This window comes from Kushneria phosphatilytica (assembly GCF_008247605.1).
GTDB lineage: Bacteria > Pseudomonadota > Gammaproteobacteria > Pseudomonadales > Halomonadaceae > Kushneria > Kushneria phosphatilytica.
This window is the reverse complement of record NZ_CP043420.1, coordinates 2,083,296-2,101,744: the sequence shown is the minus strand read 5'-3', so window position 1 is coordinate 2,101,744 and position 18,449 is coordinate 2,083,296. Positions and strand designations below refer to the sequence as shown.

Sequence of the window (18,449 nt, the reverse complement as noted above, 5' to 3'; positions counted from 1 at the left end):
CCCGGTTCAGGTGCGTGTGCAGGTGATCATGCTGGTCCCATTGCCACGTGGTGTAACCCGTACCTGAGCCGGAATCCGTTCATGCATTTCGCTGACGTGCGAAATAATGCCTACCTGACGTCCCTGGGCCTGCAAGCCATCCAGTGTATCCATGGCCTGTGCCAGCGATGCGGCATCGAGGCTACCGAACCCTTCATCGATGAACAACGTACCAATGGCGAGCCGATCCGAGGCCATCGAGGCCAGCCCCAGCGCCAGCGCCAGTGAGACCAGAAAGGTTTCTCCACCTGAAAGTGAATGCACGGATCGCTGCTCATCGCCCATGTCGGTATCGATCACCAATAGGCCCAGCAGGCTGCCCCCGCGAACCAGGCGATAGCGACGCGCCAGGGTATTGAGATGCTGATTGGCATGTTCGATCAGACGTTCGAGATTCCAGGCCTGGGCGATCCGACGAAAGGCTCGCCCATCGGCGGACCCGATCAATGCCGAGATACGACCGTGGCGCTGATGGCGCGTACGTGCCTCGTTGAGCTCGGTTTCCAGAGCAAGGGCTTCGCGGCGCCGTCGATCATCCTCTCCCAGTGCCTGCATATCGCTGTCACGTTGCTGCTGGGCCTCCTGTATTGCGATCTGCAGTTCGCCGAGCCGACTATCGACGCGAGCCTTTTCTTCATTGAGACAAGGGCGCCAGCGACTCGGGCCCTGATCCTGATTGAATTTTGGCCCCAGCAGTTCCCTGCCTACCTTATCGCGCCTGTGGCGCATCAGGGTCTCGAAACGTTCGCGGCGCAATACCTCGCTTTCGTGGTAGTGCTGTTCGACTGCCTCGATCTGTTCCTGCCATTGCCCAATGGTATTCGAGGGCAGGGCCAGCAGTTCCTCGAGCCGCTCATCATCGATCTGCGGATGCCATTCACGCCAGTGTGCAATGCGCTGCTGATGGGTCGCCAGTGATTGCTGCAAGGTATCGATGCGTGTCTGCAGGCGATCGAGCTGTTGTTGAAGTTCGGTCACCGCCTGCTGATGGCGATCCCGACTCTCACGAGCCGTTTCCAGAGCGTGATTCTGTTCTTCCAGCGCTTCATCCAGCCGCTGGCGTCTTGCGGCAGTGCTGACATCTCCGCTCAGCTCATCTTTCAGACTGTCGTGCTGCTGGTGGTGTTGTGTCTGGTGCCGGGTGAGCTGCTCCGTCAGGACCCTGTGCTGTTCGTTGAGCTGTTCGAGCGAGCTTTCCTGTCGCTCGATATCAAGTTGAAGTCGAGTGACTGCCTCTTCCAGGGGAGCACGTTGTCGACGGGCCTGCTCAAAGTGTGTCAGCGCCTGCTGATGAGCGTTTGCCTCTTTCTGAGCAGTGGCGAGCCAGTGATCAAGTTGTTGGCGTCCCTGCTCGCTGTCTTGCGCAAGTAATGCCGGGCCCTGTGGCTGGTCCTGCAAGGGGCGTTCGCAGGTAGCGGTGTCCTGTTTCAGTGCGTCCAGGGTGTCATGCATGCCCGCCAGCCGGGACTGCAGAGTATGACAGGCTTCGCTGCAATGTCGTTCTTCCGCTTCGGCTGCTGCCAGTGATTGAGCAGCCTCTTCGAGCTGACGGTCTTCTTCTGCGCGCGTGCATTCGAGCTGAGCTTCGGCAGGGTGTACCGGGGGCTGATCCTCCCACGGATGCTGGAGGCTTCCACAAACCGGGCAGGGTGTTGAGGGGGTAAGCTGTTCACGTAGCCGCTCAACGACATCCGAACGTGCATCACGTAAACGGGTAATACTGGTCTCAAGCGTGTTGTAGCGCTCTGCAAGCTGCTCGCACTGCTCTTGAGCCTTGCGGCTGCACACCTGTAATTTCTCCAGGCGATATTCAGCCTCGCTGATCTCTTCTTGTGTGCGTTGATAACGGTCGCGGGTAGTGGCCCATTGCTGCCATTGCTGCTCCAGCTGTTGCAGTGACAACCACTGCTGATGGCTCGTCTGCGCTGCCGTTAACAACTGTTGGTGATACGCGCCTTCCTCGATATTCCCGGGGAAGCGCTGATACAGGGTATCGAGCTGTTGCTGCTGCGTATCGCGCTGATAGCGCAGGCGATTGAGCTCATGGCGCTGCGCATCAATGCGTGTTTCAAGCGCCTCGTTGTGCTGCTGTTCATCCCGAATGGTCTCTTCAAGATGGGCCAGTCGCTGTTCACTTGCGAACAGACGATCAAGCACTGGCTGCTCGGTCTGGCGTGCCTCGCGAGCTGCCAGCTGTGTCTGAGTCCGCTCCTGAAGGATCGCAATGGCCTGTTCGAGACTGGCTTCGGCCGTAGCCAGCCGTTCTGTTGTTCGGGTATGGGTATGCTGCAGTTCACTTAACTGGCGGGATTGTTCCTTTTGGGCCTCGAAATCATGTCGGACGCTGTTCAGCGCCTGCCATTGGGCGACCTGATGGCGGGTATCGGCCAGCGCCTCCCGGTTGGCTTCGGCAGCGATACATTGCTGCTGCGCTTCTTGCCAGTGCTGTTCAAGACGTTCATCTTCCGCCAGCCACTGATGTCGCTGCTGCTGGACTTCAAGCTTCCGCTGATGTGTGCTCAAAAGGGCGCTGCTGTGTTCAGCGGCGCGCTCAAGCTCCCGACGCTGCTCGGCATCGGCCGGGAGGGCGCTATCGAGTCGCGCTTCAAGCCGTTCTATCTCGCCCTGGGCTGCTGCAGTGCGTTGATAGGCCGCAATCGACAGTCTGGAATAGAGAGCCGTATCGGTCAGACGCTCAAGCAGCTCACTGCGCGTATTGTCATCCGCCTTGAGAAAGGCGCTGAACTCGCTTTGAGCCAGCAGTACAGCACGTGTGAACTGCGTGAAACTCAGTCCCAGGCGTTCATTGATCTGCTGCTCGAACTCGCGCTTGTTATCGGCCAGCACTCGGCCATCGGCAATCCGGGTCAGTTGCTGGTCAGCAGATTGCAGACGGCCATCGGGACGTTGGCGTGCCCGGCGCACCGACCAGCGGGCGCGATAGTGCTCACCGTCGCAGCCCTCGAAATCGACTTCGGCAAATCCGCTGCCTTCGCCGCGACGCAACAGGGTGCGCGGATCGGCTGTCGTCAGCTGTTCACTGCCGACATCAGGGGTGGTAGAGGCTTTCGAAGGGGCCTGACGCAATCTGGGTGTATTGCCGTAAAGTGCCAGACAGAGCGCATCGAGTAGCGTGCTCTTGCCGGCGCCCGTGGGCCCGGTAATGGCAAACAGATTGTGACCGGCCAGGGTGCCTGTGGTCAGCTCGACACAGTGAAACCCTTGCAGTGAGGCCAGATTGTTCAGCCGGATGGTCAGAATCTTCATGACGACTCATTGCCTTCGGGGTGATCCAGAACGGTTTGATAAAGTTCATCGAAATCCGCCAGTGTTTGCTCATCCGGTAGCGTATTGTGATGTTGCTGCCAGGTATCGCTGAACAGGGTTCGTGGATCGGGGGTTTGTCGTATGGGATCGCTGGTCTCCGGCCGAACCGTGGGGCGTTCGACATGAATGCACATCAGTCGTGCTGCGCGCGCATTCAGTACCCGCTCGATCCGGGCGCGCAAATCGACACAGGGGGCATCAAGACGTACCCGCACTTCCAGCCAGGGCCACTGTTCGTTCTCCCCGGGAGTGTCGCTCGCGGCGGGCAGTTCCTCGAGCTCTGCCAGTACGGTATCCAGCGATGCCGGACCGATACGTCTGAGTTCGATGAAGCGGGGAATGGCCAGACTTTCGTGATGTACCATCCGCTTGTCTTCCAGCGTGACCTCGATGAGCTGATGAGGATAGTGGCGTTCGCTGAAATCGAGCGGAATCGGTGAACCTGCATAGCGGATATGCTCGGCTCCGACCCGCTGGGGACGATGCAGATGGCCGAGTGCGACATAGCTTGCCGTGTCACCGAACAGGCTGGCTGATAAAGACTCTTCACCACCGATGACAATGGGGCGTTCCGAGTGTTCGGAGACGCTGGCGCCATGGAGATGAGCATGGCTCATGACAATCAGTGCCTGACCCGGTTCGAGTTCGCGTTCAGCGGCTGTAATCAGGTCGCGGTGAAGACGGCTGATCCCCTCGACATAGGCATGCTCGGCATCGAACCCGGCCTCACTGGTGCGGTAGCGGGCACTGATCTCCGAAGGCCTCAGGAAGGGAATTGCCAGACAGCGTGCAGCAATCTTCCCGCTGGCATCCTCGAGTGGTATGACCAGCCGTTGGCTATCCGGTGTGTCCTCATCAAGCCAGTGCAGGCGACCAATGGCATGAGTGCGCAGTCGTTCGAGCAGTGGCGCCGGCAGTTCGATGCGTGCGCCGCTGTCATGATTGCCGGCGATCATGACAATTGTCAGCCGGGGTAACGCCTCATGGGCGCGAACCAGGAAGTCATAGAGCAGGGTCTGGGACGAGAGTGACGGATTGACCACATCGAAAATGTCACCGGCAATCAGCAGAGCATCGGGCTGGCGTTCGATCAGTGTTTCGAGTAGCCAGTCGAGAAAGCGGCTGTGCTCCTCATCGCGAGGTTGGTTATGCAACTGCTGGCCGAGGTGCCAGTCGGCAGTATGGATCAGTTTCATTTCGGGTCGGTCACACTGACAAATGACTATGGTATAGGGTGAATCGATCGCGGTATCCGGCCATGACGAGTGGCCAGCGAACGGCCTGGTCAGTGTCGGGCATTACGGCATACATGACAAAAAGACCACGAAGTGTAACTGCCTCTCGCTGTCCGTGCTGCGATGATCGACTCGATTCGACGAAAGTGGCGTATCGTGACGTCCCTGTCCGATACGATCGATGACTTCACCAACGACCCGTGGCCATGTCCGCCCGGGTGATGGTCTGCAATCAGAAGGATTGGCTTGCTCATGGATCGAAGAACACTGCTGAAGGCGTCGCTGGCCCTGTCGGCACTGGGAATGACGCCGGCTGCTTTCTCGGCACGTGCCGGATCAAAAGCGCCGGGCGAGGGCGTGGACATTGCCCTTGACGACCAGGCGCAGTCATTCAGCCATGACTGGCTGAAACGTCATGCTCGTGAGATGGCAAGGTCAGCTTATCAGGATCGTACCGAAAAGCTGCCCGAGACACTGGCCAGTCTTGATCCGCATCATTACTCCAACATCAGCTATGACCAGAATCATGCCCTCTGGTCGGATGATGCCGACGCTGATGTTCAGGTGCAGTTCTTCCATGTTGGCATGCATTTCAATCAGCCCGTACGCATGTATAGCGTCAATGATGGGCAGGCACGCGAGATCCATTTCAAACCCGATCTGTTCAACTATCAGGGTAGCGGAGTGGATACCAGCCAGCTCAAGGGGCAGGATCTGGGATTTGCCGGTTTCAGAGTGTCACGCAGCCCGAATTTTTCTGCACTGGCCAATGTGGTGGCTTTCCTCGGGGCCAGTTATTTCCGGGCGATTGACAAGAATGATCAGTTTGGCCTTTCGGCCCGAGGACTGGCGATCGATACGGCGATGCCACCTGACAAGGGCAGTGAGGAATTTCCTGCCTTCACTCACTTCTGGTTTGAACATCCCGATCCCAATCGGGCGCAGCTGACCGTCTATGCGCTACTTGATTCGCCCAGTACCACCGGTGCCTATCGTTTTGACATTGACTGCCAGTCCGATCGAGTCGTCATGGCAGTGGATACACACGTCTATCCGCGCAAACCGATCAAGCGGCTGGGCATCTCACCCATGACCAGCATGTTTCTCACCGGCTCCAGCCAGCAGTCATCACGCGATACCGTGGTCGAGCAGGTCCATGATTCCGATCGGTTGTCGATGTGGCTGGATGATGGCGAATGGATCTCCCGTCCGCTCTACAATCCCAAACACCTGCAATACAACGCGTTCAAGGCCGGGAGCCCCCAGGGCTTCGGACTGGTCCAGGATGATCACGAGTTCGAGCACTACCGCGATACTGTCAACTGGTACAGCAATCGGCCGAGCCTCTGGTGTGAGCCTACCAGCGATTGGGGAGAAGGCAGCATCGTGCTGGTCGAGTTGCCCACCATGGGAGAGACGGTGGATAACATCGTGGCTTTCTGGCAGCCAGAAAAGCCGGTCAAGGCGGGCGATGATCTGCATTATGCCTACAGGCTTTACTGGAGCCCACGGCCTCCATTCAAACCTTCGCTGAGTCAGGTCGACAAGACGTTCAGCGGGATTGGAGGTTCAAGACCCGGCTGGATTCCCGGTGAGCACCCGCCCGAAACCTGGGCGAAACGCTTTGCCGTTGATTTCCGTGGGGAGCCGTTGGCTTCCATGGCACCCGATACCCAGATCCAGGCCGAAATCAGCGTATCCGAAGGACGCACTGAAGTGGTCTCGATTGGCAAGCTTGGGCCCCTTGACCAGTGGCGCGTTCAGTTTGACTGGTATCCTGCCAGCGATTCGACCGAACCGGTCACCATGCGCCTTTATCTCAAGCAGGGCGAGCAGACGCTGACGGAAACCTGGTTGTATCAGTGGGTGCCACCGCAACCCGAGGATCGCAACTGGGAGCGTCACGACCGCTAGCCGTAAGGCGGCAAGAAGACGTGCCCGGTGCCTGCACCGGGCACGCAGTGCATGCAGGTATAATGACGCTATTCTCCGACATGGCGGCAGGGGTATCACATCCTCTCTCGATACTTCCTGCAGGAACATCAGCCCAGAAGTGGTCGTTCAGTCATTGCAGCGATGGCCGATAGAGCATATGACGCTGCGTCCTCCGGGGCGTTAAACTGTAATTCAAGCTCGAATTTCCGGACATCCCAATGGACGGTCTGCCTCCGAAACCCTTTGTTTTTCTTCGTCACGGTGAAACCTTTCACAATCGCGTACGGCTGATTGCCGGCTGCCTCGATGTACCCCTGACACCTCGAGGTGAAGCTCAGGCGCGTGCTGCGCGTCCGCTGCTGGAGCGTGTTGCCTGGTCGTGCGTGGCTGTCAGCCCGATGTTCCGCGCTCGCAAGACAGCCCGTCTGGCTGTCTCGACAGGTACTTTTTGCTGTCATGACGATTTGCGTGAGCGTCACTGGGGCTGCTGGGAGAACCAGCCCATACGTGAACCGATGCCTTATTTTGAACATCCCGCGACGGGCGAGTCATGGGAAGCGTTCAGTGGGCGTGTCGGCCAAGCGCTTGTACGGGTGCTGAATGATTTCGAATGCCCACTGATCGTGGCTCATTCCGGGGTTTTTCGCGTTATTCGGGCGCTGACCCAGGGGAGCCCGCTCGGCCCGAGGGTCGGCAATGTCGAGCCGATTCTCTGTCGACCACCGAATGCAGGACACCCCCATTGGCGTCTTGAGCCATTGACGGCTGATGTTCTGGGTGAGCTGCCCTGTCCTGTAGCAGCGATCTGAGCCATACGCGGTCGCTTCCAGACTCTGTCGGTAGCGGTGGTCGATTGAATTTCGCTGACATGGCCTCGATATTGTGATGGTGAATCCAGTGATGTCCGGATACTTGTGCCGGCATCCATCATGGCAAGGGAGGCCATACGATGACTCAGGTGAAATTCGGTGACACCCAGGTAGATGTGAAGGGCACCTTCCCTCAGCCGGGCGATACGGCCAGCCCCTTCACCCTGACCGGTCAGGACCTGGAGGATGTACAGCTCAGTGACTTCTCCGGTCAGCGCAAGGTGCTTTCCATCGTTCCCAGTGTGGATACCGGGACCTGTGCCATGTCGACGCGCAAATTCAATGAGCGCGCGGCAGCTCTCGACAATACCGTGGTACTGGTTATCTCTGCCGACCTGCCTTTTGCGGCAGCTCGCTTCTGCGGGGCGGAAGGGCTCGAAAGTGTCAAAATGCTCTCCACTTTCCGTCATCATGATGAATTCACCAACAGTTACGGTGTTGGGGTGACCAGCGGTCCGATTCGCGGATTGTGCGCGCGAGCCGTGATCGTGCTCGATGAAAACGATCGGGTGCTTCATTCCCAGCTGGTGGACCAGATCCGCGATGAGCCGGACTATGATGCTGCCCTGGAGGCACTCTGATCGGCAAGTTGGCATGAATCATCTATGCTGAACGTGTTGCGTGCCGCAGGCACCGCCACGTGTACCCGAACAAGGAGGAAGCATGGCGATCGAAAAGAAAGGCTCCGCTGAATGGCAGGGTAGCCTGAAACAGGGCAAGGGCACCGTTTCAACCGAAAGTGGTGCGCTCAATCAGAATCCCTATGGGTTCAAGACCCGTTTCGAAGGACAGGCAGGTACCAATCCGGAAGAACTTATCGGTGCCGCCCATGCCAGCTGTTACTCCATGGCGTTGTCGATGATGCTGGGCGAAGGGGGAATGGAGCCCGAGAGCATCAAAACCGAAGCGACCGTGACGCTTGAACAGGATGACAGCGGATTTACCGTGACCGCGGTGCATCTGGAGACGGTTGCCCGGATCCCCGGCGCCAATCAGGGCGATTTCGAAAAGGCTGCCAATGATGCCAAGGCAGGCTGCCCGATCTCCAAACTGCTCAACGCCGAGATCACGCTGGACGCTCGACTGGAAAGCTGAGCTTTTGGTAGTAGCATGATGCTGAATCACCCCTCTGCCTGGTCAGAGGGGTTTTCAGTCATCAGGAAGTATTTCTCTACCGGAGCGTCATGAAGCAGAAAATACAGGCTGATCCCGTGGCAGCCACACGATGCTGGTTACGCCATTTCGTGATTGGTCATGACATCTGTCCCTTCGCGCGCCGTGAATTCGATGCCGATCGGGTACGTTATCGCTGTGTCAGCGGACATGATACCGAAGCTCTGCTGGAACAGTTGCTTGAGGAGTGCCGTCATCTTGATGCCGATTCACGGACAGCGACCACACTGCTGATTGTGACGCCGGGACTGGAGAGCTTCGAGGATTATCTCGATGTCCTCTCGCTGGCCGAGCAATTACTACAGCTTGAGGGATACGAAGGCATTTACCAGCTGGCCAGTTTTCACCCCGATTATCGGTTCGGGGATGCGCCGGCCGATGATCCGGCCAATCTGACCAACTGTTCGCCATTTCCGGTATTACATCTGCTGCGTGAAGCCGCCATCGAATCGGCGCTTGAACGTTTTGCCCATCCAGAGCGGATTCCCGAACGCAATGTCGAGCTGCTGAGACAGCGCGGCCATGACTGGTGGCGCGAAGTGATGGCCGCATGCCCTGAACCCCATCGGGACCTGCCCGAGTAATGTCAGCATTCTTCCGCATCGCGTCGAAATCAGCTTCGGGAGGGCGTATGCGGCGAACAAATAGCGCCCTCGCAGCGATTTTTACGCAGACTGAATAACTCAGTTCACATGACGAATGATCGTTGGCCCGGGGGCTACACCGTAACGCTTGAAATGCTCCTGACGCATTCGCCATTCGATACGCTGCTGACGACGCTTGAGGTCGCTCAGGGTGATCAGATTGGGAATGTCTTCCATATCGTCACTGGAATGGGTCAAGTCCGCTTCGACCACAGTCCGGGGCTGACGCGAGCGACGCCGGAATGGATTCATGATTACCTCCCTGTAGTTCCAAGGCCACCGTCCGGTAACGTTATGCCGGACGGTTTTACACTTTGTCACAGCCTGGAAGATATTCCCGGATTCCGCTGTGCCGAGTGGATCAGTTGAGCTCCGTCAGCTGTTCTCCCAGTCGGTGCATGAAAATGGCGCACTGTTTGAGCTGATCGGATTCGATATATTCGTCGGGCTGGTGGGCCTGGGCAATGCTGCCGGGGCCACAGATCACTACCTGAAGCCCGGCGTTCTGAAACTGGCCGCCTTCGGTCGCAAAAGCCACTGCCTCGCGCTCCCGAGCGCCCAGTAGCGTGTCGCACAGCGCCAGCACCCGCTCATTATTGCGGTCGGCCAGCGCCGGTACCGTGGGGGTGAGTCGCTCGGTCTCGAGGGCGAAATGAGGATTGCGCGCAGTCAGTTCCTGCTCAAGTGCGTTACTGGCGGCTGTGAAACGCTCGAACACTTCATCGAAGCCATCTTCCGGCAGATGCCGGATCTCCCAGTCGAAGCGGCACTGGCGCGCCATGATGTTGATGGCGGTGCCGCCCTGTACCCGGCCGACATGAAGGCTTGAGTAGGGCACATTGAAGGCGTTATTAAGCCGCTTTTCGGCTTCCAGCTCACCCATGATGTTTTCGATGCGCTCGATGAGTCTGGCGGCGGCGTGAATGGCAGAGATACCCTGGGGGATCTGGCTGGAGTGAGCCTCAACGCCATGGACCGTGGTCCGCAGACTGGTAATACCCTTTTGTTGGGTGACCGGCGCCATCAGTGTCGGCTCGCCAATGATCACGCTGTCGGGTCGGGGATGATGGGCCATCAGTTGCTCGATCATGTCTGGTGCGCCCAGACAGCCGATCTCTTCATCGTAGGAGAGCGCCAGCCAGATCGGTCTCTGCAGGTCGAGTTGTTGCCAATGAGGCACTGTAGCCAGTGCACAGGCCAGAAAACCTTTCATGTCACAACTGCCGCGACCGTAAAGACGGCCATCACGTTCGCTGAGCGTGAAGGGTTCGGTCTGCCAGGGTTGTCCTTCGACCGGGACAACATCGGTATGACCGGAGAGCACCACACCCCCGGCCACATCAGGGCCGATCCGCGCCAACAGACTGGCCTTGCTGCCATCTTCATTGGGCACCCGCTCTGTCGGGATGTCATGGCGATGCAGAAATTGTTCGACCCACTCGATCAGCTCCAGATTGGAAACACTGGAAACGGTATTGAAAGCGACCAGTTTGCCCAGAATAGCCTGGGCGTCGAGAGGGACCTCTGTTGCCTTCATGCAGCACCTCGCTTGTGTCGGAAAGGAGTTGTGGGTGTGAACCCGGTCACGCCGGCCCCCATTGGATAAAGACGGCGATGGTCAGTACCAGCCAGCTCAACAGGAACAGCTTCAGCAGCAGCGGGAAGAAGAAGCGCACCCAGCGATCAAAGGGCACACCGGCAATAGCCAGCATGGCCAGGGTGCCGCCCGAGGTCGGTACAATCATATTGGTCAGGCCATCACCGACCTGAAAGGCCAGAATGGCCGTTTGCCGGGTCATGCCCAGCAGGTCCGAAAGCGGAATCATGATTGGCATGGTGACCATGGCCTGGCCACTGCCGGAGGGGATGAAAAAATTGATGATGGCGTGCACGACCGTCATGGCCAGCGCCGAGCCCAGCACGGGAAGGGCGGAGAGCGGTGCCGAAAGACCGTGCACGATGGTATCTGCGATATGCCCCTCATTGAGCAGTACCTCAATGCCTCGGGCCAACCCGACCAGTAGTGCTCCGGTAGTTACAGAGGCTGCCCCTTCGAAAAAGCGGGCATTAAGCGTCTCGGGGCGCATGCCACCGACCAGTCCGGCCACGACAGCGATGGCAAAAAAGGTGGCAGCAATCTCGTTGATATACCAGCCCAGAGCAAAGACACCGTAAAGCATGATGGCGAGGCCCAGTGCAAAAACGCCCAGCACACACCAGTCGCGCACCCCGAGACGGTGGGTATGGATGGCCGGTGGTGTATCGTCTTCTTCCGCCGTTGTGTCTTTCGAAGCCATCAGGCTGCGTTCGGGACGATTGCGTACACGGCCGAGATAGCGATTGACGTGATGTGCTGCGATGGCCAATGCGCCAAGACAGAGCACGCTTCGCAACAAGGCACCGGAGAACAGCGGCAACTGGGCGATCTGATCGGCAACGCCCACCGTATAGACATTGATCGGCGAGGTGGCAAAGCCGATACCCACGCCACAGATGGCGATACCGGCACCTGCCAGTCGGTCACCTCCCAGGGCAGTGCCGAGCAGTACGGCGATCGGTACCAGCGCAATATTGTTTTCATATCCCACCGCCACACCCAGGGCACCGAAAACGAAGGTCATCAGCCACACCAGTATGGCAGGCCGGTCATGGCCCAACCGATTCACCAGGCTGCCGATCAGGTTTTCCAGCGCGCCGGTGGCTTCCAGCACTCTGAAAAGACCACCGCCGATAAAAACGGCAAAGATGATACTGGCTGCTTCCACCATGCCCAGTGGGACGGCATGAAAAATGGCCAGCGGTGAAGGGGGTGGTGTATCGGTCAGATTGAAGGTGCCGGGAATAACGGCCTCGCGCCCGGCGACTTCGTGACGTTCATATTCACCGGAAGGGATCAGCCAGGTCAGACCCCAGGTCATTATCAGGATCGAGACGATCAGTACCGCCGGGTGGGGGACTCGTTCATACCAGCGTTGTGCTGAGGTTTCGGACATGGCAGCAGACTCTTTGTTGTGGGGTTCTGCACATGACAGCAACATCATGCTGTTGTTGTTTTCCCTACCTGTTGTAGCAGCTTTGCCGATGTCCTGTCTGCGCCCGATGGCATGATGAGATCGACGAGTTCCCCACCCGTCGATTTTCTGTCAGGATGACAGCATCGCCCGGATGCCTCTCCACGCGTGTGATCCATGCCCTGTCATCCGGCCGATCGCGTGATCCGCGACCTGCGATTTCCTCTCATAACGAACGAATCATTGCGCTTTCTGTCTCTGACAGGGCGTTATCACAGCGATCGATAGCCAAATGGAAACTTTCAAGGGCGCCGATCACGGGACTCAGGGAGCTTCGCGTCCCCTGAACGGCCGTGATATCCGTATTCTGGGCCTCTCCGCTCTGGGGGGGGCACTGGAGTTCTACGACTTTGTCATCTTCGTTTATTTTGCCACGGTCGTGGGGCAGCTGTTCTTTCCTTCCGAAATGCCTGACTGGCTACGGCTGGTTCAGACCTTTGGTATTTTTGCCGCCGGCTATCTGGCCCGACCGCTGGGTGGCATCATCATGGCGCATTTCGGTGATCTGCTCGGGCGCAAGAAGATGTTCATGCTGAGTATCTTTTTGATGGCTGTGCCGACCCTGGTCATGGGCTCACTGCCCACTTATGAGACCATCGGTGTGGCGGCCCCCATTCTACTGCTGTTAATGCGTGTACTGCAGGGTGCTGCCATTGGCGGAGAAGCGCCGGGTGCCTGGGTATTCGTGACCGAGCATGTGCCGGCGCGTCATACGGCCTTTGCCACCAGCACGCTATCTGCCGGTCTGGTGGGTGGCATTCTGCTCGGCTCACTGGTGGCCACGGCGGTCAATGCGTTGTTCACCGATGCCACGATTTCGGCCTGGGCCTGGCGGCTGCCATTCCTGCTCGGTGGTGTGCTCGGTTTCGTGACCCTCTATCTACGTCGCTGGCTGCACGAGACGCCGGTCTTTACCGAAATGCAGCAGCGTCAATCGCTTTCTACCGAATTGCCCGTGAAGCTGATTCTTCGTGATCATCTGCGTGGCGTCATGCTGGCCATGGGGGTTACCTGGCTTTTGACGGCTGCCGTGGTCGTCACCATTCTGATGACACCCACCCTGTTGCAGAACTTTGCCGGCGTCGATCGAGGCCTGACGCTGGAAGCCAACATCGTGGCAATCATCTGTGTCATGATCGGCTGCCTGGTTGCCGGTCGACTGGCCGATCGGTTCGGCGACGGGCTGATGCTGCTGATCTGGAGCGTAGGATTGGGGGTCAGCTTCTGGTACTTCTTCAGCCACATGTATGTCAGTACGGTCGCAATTTTCCCGCTCTATGCCGTAGTCGGTTTTTTTGTCGGTCTGACCGGGCTGGTGCCCGCCATTGCCGTCAAGGCCTTCCCGGCAGCGATTCGTTTCACCGGGCTGTCGTTCTCCTACAACGTGGCCTACGCCATCTTCGGCGGACTGACTCCGATGGTCGTGACCCTCTCGATCAAATCCATGCCAATGTCCCCGGCCATCTATGTGGCATTTGTCTGTACGGTAGGTGCGCTGATCGGTCTTGGCCTGATGCGCGTACATTATCGCTATCGTCGAGTGACAGCGGCTGCTTCCTGATCGCTGATAGCCCGCTCAGCGCTGCCTTCAACGCCCCGTTCAGCGGGGCGTTGCTCATCATGGGCGCCGGGCGCTGGCTGTCGAGCCATTAAACAGCCAGGCTCTGTGGGCATACAGGGATGACCGATCCAGGGAGGTCGTATGGAAATTTCACTAAAGGGCAGGGTGGCGCTGGTGACCGGTGCCAATCGAGGCATTGGCGCAGCAATCGCCGAGCGCCTGGCCGAAGCAGGTGCGGATGTGGCGCTGCATTCACGGAAGGCACGCGATGAGGTCAATACTTTTGCCGAGTCCCTGGCCGAGCGCTATAACATCAGGACCCGGGTACTCGTCGGAGATCTGAGTGACGAACAGGCCATTGATTCGGTCTTCTCCCAGTTTGATGCCCATTTCGATCATCTCGAGATCCTGGTCAACAACGCCGGATTCGAGAATGCGCATGCGCTGGAGGATATGCCGCTGGAGGTGTGGCGGGACGTGATACGTGTCAATCTCGATGCGCCCTTCATGTGCAGTCAGCGCGCCTTGCATCGAATGCGTGCCGGCGGCCACCACGGCGGCACCATCATCAATATTCAGTCCATTCATGATGAAGTTGTGCGCAAGGGCGTGACGCATTATGGCGTTGCCAAGTCCGGATTGAAGATGCTGACTCGCAGCGCTGCTCTGGAATGGGCCGAGTATGGCGTTCGAGTGGTGGGCATCTCACCGGGGGCGATCGAGACTGATATCAATCACGAGGATATCGAATCACTTGGGCGTGAACGCATGAACAGCTGGATTCCGCTGGGTCATGTCGGTGATACCGCGGATGTGGCCGGTACTGTGGTATTTGCCTGCTCCGATCAGGCCCGTTATATCACTGGCACCACGCTCTATATCGATGGCGGCTACATGCACAATACCCTGCGTTATGATGAACGACCGGGGCACGACGAGATTTCCTGAATACGGGGAGCCGGTACTTGCAGTGTTCCGGCCTGCACCGGACAATCGCTTTTCCTGCCATGGGCCGGTGATCGAGGCGAGCATGCCGCTCGCCTCGATTGGCGCCGCCCTCTGCCTCTGAAGCGCGCCGGAGAAACGCTTGTTTACTGTTTTGCATGCCAACCACCTCGAGGATCTGCGCGATCTGGCGCTATCACTCTCGACCCGGCAGCCGCTGGCCGCTTTGGATAACGAAACGTTTCTGGTGCAGTCCAATGGCATGGCCCAATGGCTGCAGTTGTCGCTCGCCGAACGGTTGGGGGTGGCGGCAGCCAACGATTTTCCACTGCCCTCGAGTTTCGTGTGGCGGGCCTATCGTGCCGTTCTGGGCAGCGAAATTCCCGAGCAATCTCCCTTCGACAAGCAGCCAATGACCTGGCGGCTGATGAGATTGTTACCGACGCTGCTCGATGAGCCCGAGTTTACACCGCTGGCGCACTATCTGGCCGATGAGCTGCCTACCGAGGGGACTCGGGCAGAAGAGAGAGACGTGCCCTGTGGTGATCGCAAATGCTATCAGCTTGCCGGGCGCCTCGCGGATCTGTTCGACCAGTATCTGGTGTATCGTCCTGACTGGATCACCGCCTGGGAGCGAGGAGAGCGAGCGCCTACCGACCTGCCGACAGAGGAGGCCTGGCAACCCCGGCTTTGGCGAGCACTGCTCGAGGACGCATCGCCGGAAGAACGTCACTGCCATCGTGCTGCACTGCATGATCGTTTTCTACACGCCAGCCGGGAACTGACCTGCCGCCCGGCAATGTTGCCGCCACGACTGGTCGTATTCGGTATCTCGGCGTTGCCCCATCAACTGCTGGAAGCATTGCATGCGCTTTCAGGCGTCATGGACGTGGTACTGATGATCGCCAATCCGTGTCGCTATTACTGGGGTGATATTGTTGCCGATCGTGAGGTGTTGCGCGCGCAAATGCGGGCCGACACGCACCGTCAGCGCCATGCCGAGCATCCGCGATTGACAGGACTGGATGAGCAGACCCTTCATTTGCGTGCCAATCCGCTGCTGGCCAGCTGGGGGGCTCACGGGCGTGATTTCATCGAAGCGCTTTACGAATTCGAGGCCGACAACGCCTTTGATCTGGAGCACGATGTCTTTCGTGACTGGATCGAACAGCCCGAGGAGGCTTCGCTGCTGCACCAGATTCAGCAGGACATTCTCGATCTTGCGCATCCTGCCGAGCGTGCGGAACAGTCGGGGCGGCGTACCCTGGGACCCGATGACGATTCTCTGAGGTTGACCTCGACCCACTCGCCAATGCGCGAAGTCGAGATCCTGCACGATCAGCTACTCGATGCCTTCGAGCGTGATCCTACACTCAAGCCACGCGATATCGTCGTGATGGTACCGGACATCGATCGTTATGCGCCCTTCATCGAAGCGGTGTTCGGCCAGGTTTCGAGAGCGGATCCACGATATATTCCGTTTACCGTAGCCGATCGGTTGGCTTCCGAATCCGACCCGCTGATGCAGTGCCTGCTGGGACTGCTGGAACTGCCGGAGCGTCGACTGGGTGTTACCGAATTGCTCGACTGGCTGGATGTGCCAGCCTTTCGCCGCCGGTTCGGTATCCGGGCACGTGAGCTGGAAACGCTGCAACGCTGGTTGCAGGGTAGTGGGGTGCGCTGGGGACTGGATGGTGATCATCGCGCTGCACTCGGGTTGCCTGCGTTGCATGACAATACCTGGCAGTTCGGACTGGAGCGTATGTTGCTCGGTTATGCCATGGGGGATGCCTGTTTCGAGGGTATTGCCGCCTATGATGAGATCGGCGGCTTGGAGGCTGATCTGGCCGGCCGGCTGGCCTCGCTGGTACGCACTCTGGAGAGGCGGCGGCAGGAAATGAGTTCACCTGCCGACCCTGTGACCTGGGGCACCCGACTCAACGCACTGCTGGATGATCTGATCGCTCCCGAGCAGCAGCAGGAGTTCGATATTCGCGAGCGCCTCGAGCAGGCTATCGACAGCTGGCTCGAGGCCTGTAGGCATGCACATTTCACCTCGGCGCTGCCCTTGTCGGTAGTGCGTGATGCGCTGACGGCCGAGCTTGACGAGGGGGGGCTGTCGCAACGCTTTCTGGCGGGTCGGGTCAATTTTGCGACACTGATGCCGATGCGTGCCATTCCGTTTCGTCAGACCTGGCTTCTGGGCATGAACGATGGTGACTATCCACGCGTGCGTCTGCCCCAGGACTTCGATCTGATGGTGCAGCGCCACCGGAGTGGCGACCGCTCCCGTCGTGATGATGACCGCTATCTGTTTCTCGAAGCGTTGCTATCGACTCGCGATCGGCTGAATATCTCCTGGGTCGGGCGTGATCAGCGCGATAACACACCGCGGCCTCCCTCGATTCTGGTCAGCGAACTGCTCGATACCCTGGCGCTGGGCTGGCAGGTTGATCCTGCGGATGTCGACCACGATCAGACACTGCGCGAACGGCTGATTACCGAGCATCCGCTGCAGCCCTTCTCCGAGCGCTATTTCGCACCGGATTCGATGCTGTTCACTTATGAAAGTGCCTGGGAGGGCGTTCATGACGGGACTTCGCGGCCAGGTGTTGAAGGTTCGAGCGATGTGGTAGAGCCTCCGGCCGATGCGCTGGGCCTGGAGGCGCTGACCCGGTTGCTTCGTCAACCGGTAATGCTCTGCCTGGGAGACCGGCTGGGTGTCCATTTTCAGCAGCCGAAAGCACCGGTGGATGATGCCGAACCCTTTGCGCTGGATGGGCTGGACCGTTTCGAACTCAAGCGTTCACTGATCGAGGCAGTCCGTCAGGGGGCGCCTTCTCTCGAGAGTGCTGCGGAGTCGTTTCGCATGACGGGGCAACTGCCGGCGCTGGGATTTGGTTCTCACATGATCGAAGCACTGTTGCCGCCATTGAAAGCACAACTGGCCAGCTGGCAGGAGGGCATGAACGATCTGCTACCGGCCGAGCCGGTAACCGTGCGCTGGCGCTCGCAAGAGCAGGATGAACTACTCTTCGAGGAGCGCATTGATGAGCTTCATCATGACAATGAGGGTCGCTTATGGTGGTGGGCGCTGGCGCCCTCGCACTATGGCCATTTGCGCTGTGATCGTGCGGGTCGCCTGATCCAGTACGGCAAGCCGATACGGCTGTTACGGGCTTGGCTGATGCAGCAGGCCGTCACTGCCCAGGGCACACCGCTCCATATCGGGCTGGTGTTCGAGGATCGCGTATTGCGTCTTTCTCCTCCGGTGCCTGAACAGGCACAACAGCGCCTGGACCGATTACTGGGATTATGGTGGCAGGCTTATCGTCAGCCGATGGCGGCCCATCCCGAACTTGCCTTTGTCTATCTTGCCGGCATGACGGGCGGTGCCAGCGATGATGAGCGCAATGAAGCACTGGAGCGTGTACGTCGCCATTATGAAGAGGATGGCTTCAATGGTCGTGCAGCGTTGCGTTCCCGTGAACCTGCATTGGGTGAGCTGTGGCCGACCTTCGAGCAGCTTTGGCAGGCCGGTTTCGAAAGCCATCTCGAAGCGCTTTATGGTGACTTTCATGCTGCTGTACGTCTGTTGGCCGGTAGTCGCTGATACCTCTTGCCATCAGCGGCCGAGTCATCCGTCTTCA

13 protein-coding genes are annotated in these 18,449 nt (G+C 58.7%); 8 read left to right on the top strand and 5 right to left on the bottom strand.

The features are described from left to right. Positions 1-6: 6 nt before the first annotated feature. Both FY550_RS09680 and FY550_RS09675 read right to left on the bottom strand, forming a co-directional pair. Positions 7-3,306, bottom strand: coding sequence for an AAA family ATPase (locus tag FY550_RS09680; RefSeq protein WP_070977726.1), 3,300 nt, complete (start codon positions 3,304-3,306; stop codon positions 7-9). Continuing rightward, positions 3,303-4,562, bottom strand: a complete 1,260-nt coding sequence (locus FY550_RS09675; RefSeq protein ID WP_070977725.1) for an exonuclease SbcCD subunit D — start codon at positions 4,560-4,562, stop codon at positions 3,303-3,305. Before FY550_RS09675 ends, FY550_RS09680 begins: the two co-directional genes overlap by 4 nt. Positions 4,563-4,853: 291 nt before the next feature. Between FY550_RS09675 and FY550_RS09670 the strand changes: the two genes are divergently transcribed. The 5 genes from FY550_RS09670 to FY550_RS09650 all read left to right on the top strand — a co-directional run bounded on the left by FY550_RS09670 (position 4,854) and on the right by FY550_RS09650 (position 9,162). Further along, complete coding sequence (locus tag FY550_RS09670) at positions 4,854-6,515, top strand: glucan biosynthesis protein (protein WP_070977724.1); 1,662 nt, start codon at positions 4,854-4,856, stop codon at positions 6,513-6,515. Positions 6,516-6,754: 239 nt separating this feature from the next. Further along, positions 6,755-7,345 (top strand): histidine phosphatase family protein, encoded by a 591-nt coding sequence (locus tag FY550_RS09665; RefSeq protein WP_070977723.1) that lies wholly within the window; start codon positions 6,755-6,757, stop codon positions 7,343-7,345. 140 nt (positions 7,346-7,485) lie between these two features. Then, positions 7,486-7,986, top strand: coding sequence for a thiol peroxidase (gene tpx, locus FY550_RS09660; RefSeq protein WP_149054501.1), 501 nt, complete (start codon positions 7,486-7,488; stop codon positions 7,984-7,986). Between the two features lie 82 nt (positions 7,987-8,068). After that, the gene (locus FY550_RS09655; protein WP_070977722.1) at positions 8,069-8,500 is read left to right on the top strand and encodes an OsmC family protein; all 432 of its coding nucleotides are present in this window, start codon (positions 8,069-8,071) and stop codon (positions 8,498-8,500) included. Positions 8,501-8,589: 89 nt separating this feature from the next. Then, on the top strand, positions 8,590-9,162 hold the full coding sequence (locus FY550_RS09650; protein WP_070977721.1) for a DUF1415 domain-containing protein: 573 nt from the start codon (positions 8,590-8,592) through the stop codon (positions 9,160-9,162). A 99-nt stretch (positions 9,163-9,261) separates the two neighbouring features. Here FY550_RS09650 and FY550_RS09645 read toward each other — a convergent pair whose 3' ends face one another. The 3 genes from FY550_RS09645 to FY550_RS09635 all read right to left on the bottom strand — a co-directional run bounded on the left by FY550_RS09645 (position 9,262) and on the right by FY550_RS09635 (position 12,215). Then, complete coding sequence (locus tag FY550_RS09645; protein ID WP_070977720.1) at positions 9,262-9,474, bottom strand: hypothetical protein; 213 nt, start codon at positions 9,472-9,474, stop codon at positions 9,262-9,264. 109 nt (positions 9,475-9,583) lie between these two features. Further along, positions 9,584-10,759 (bottom strand): acetylornithine deacetylase, encoded by a 1,176-nt coding sequence (gene argE, locus FY550_RS09640; RefSeq protein ID WP_070977719.1) that lies wholly within the window; start codon positions 10,757-10,759, stop codon positions 9,584-9,586. Positions 10,760-10,805: 46 nt separating this feature from the next. Next, positions 10,806-12,215, bottom strand: a complete 1,410-nt coding sequence (locus FY550_RS09635) for a YfcC family protein (RefSeq protein WP_149054500.1) — start codon at positions 12,213-12,215, stop codon at positions 10,806-10,808. Positions 12,216-12,525: 310 nt separating this feature from the next. On the opposite strand from FY550_RS09635, the gene FY550_RS09630 reads away from it, so the two are divergent. The 3 genes from FY550_RS09630 to recC all read left to right on the top strand — a co-directional run bounded on the left by FY550_RS09630 (position 12,526) and on the right by recC (position 18,412). Next, entirely contained in the window at positions 12,526-13,854 is a 1,329-nt protein-coding gene (locus FY550_RS09630; RefSeq protein ID WP_070977717.1) for an MFS transporter, read from the top strand. A 141-nt stretch (positions 13,855-13,995) separates the two neighbouring features. Beyond that, complete coding sequence (locus tag FY550_RS09625) at positions 13,996-14,802, top strand: SDR family NAD(P)-dependent oxidoreductase (RefSeq protein WP_070977716.1); 807 nt, start codon at positions 13,996-13,998, stop codon at positions 14,800-14,802. A 139-nt stretch (positions 14,803-14,941) separates the two neighbouring features. Continuing rightward, the gene (gene recC, locus FY550_RS09620; RefSeq protein WP_070977715.1) at positions 14,942-18,412 is read left to right on the top strand and encodes an exodeoxyribonuclease V subunit gamma; all 3,471 of its coding nucleotides are present in this window, start codon (positions 14,942-14,944) and stop codon (positions 18,410-18,412) included. Positions 18,413-18,449: the final 37 nt, after the last annotated feature.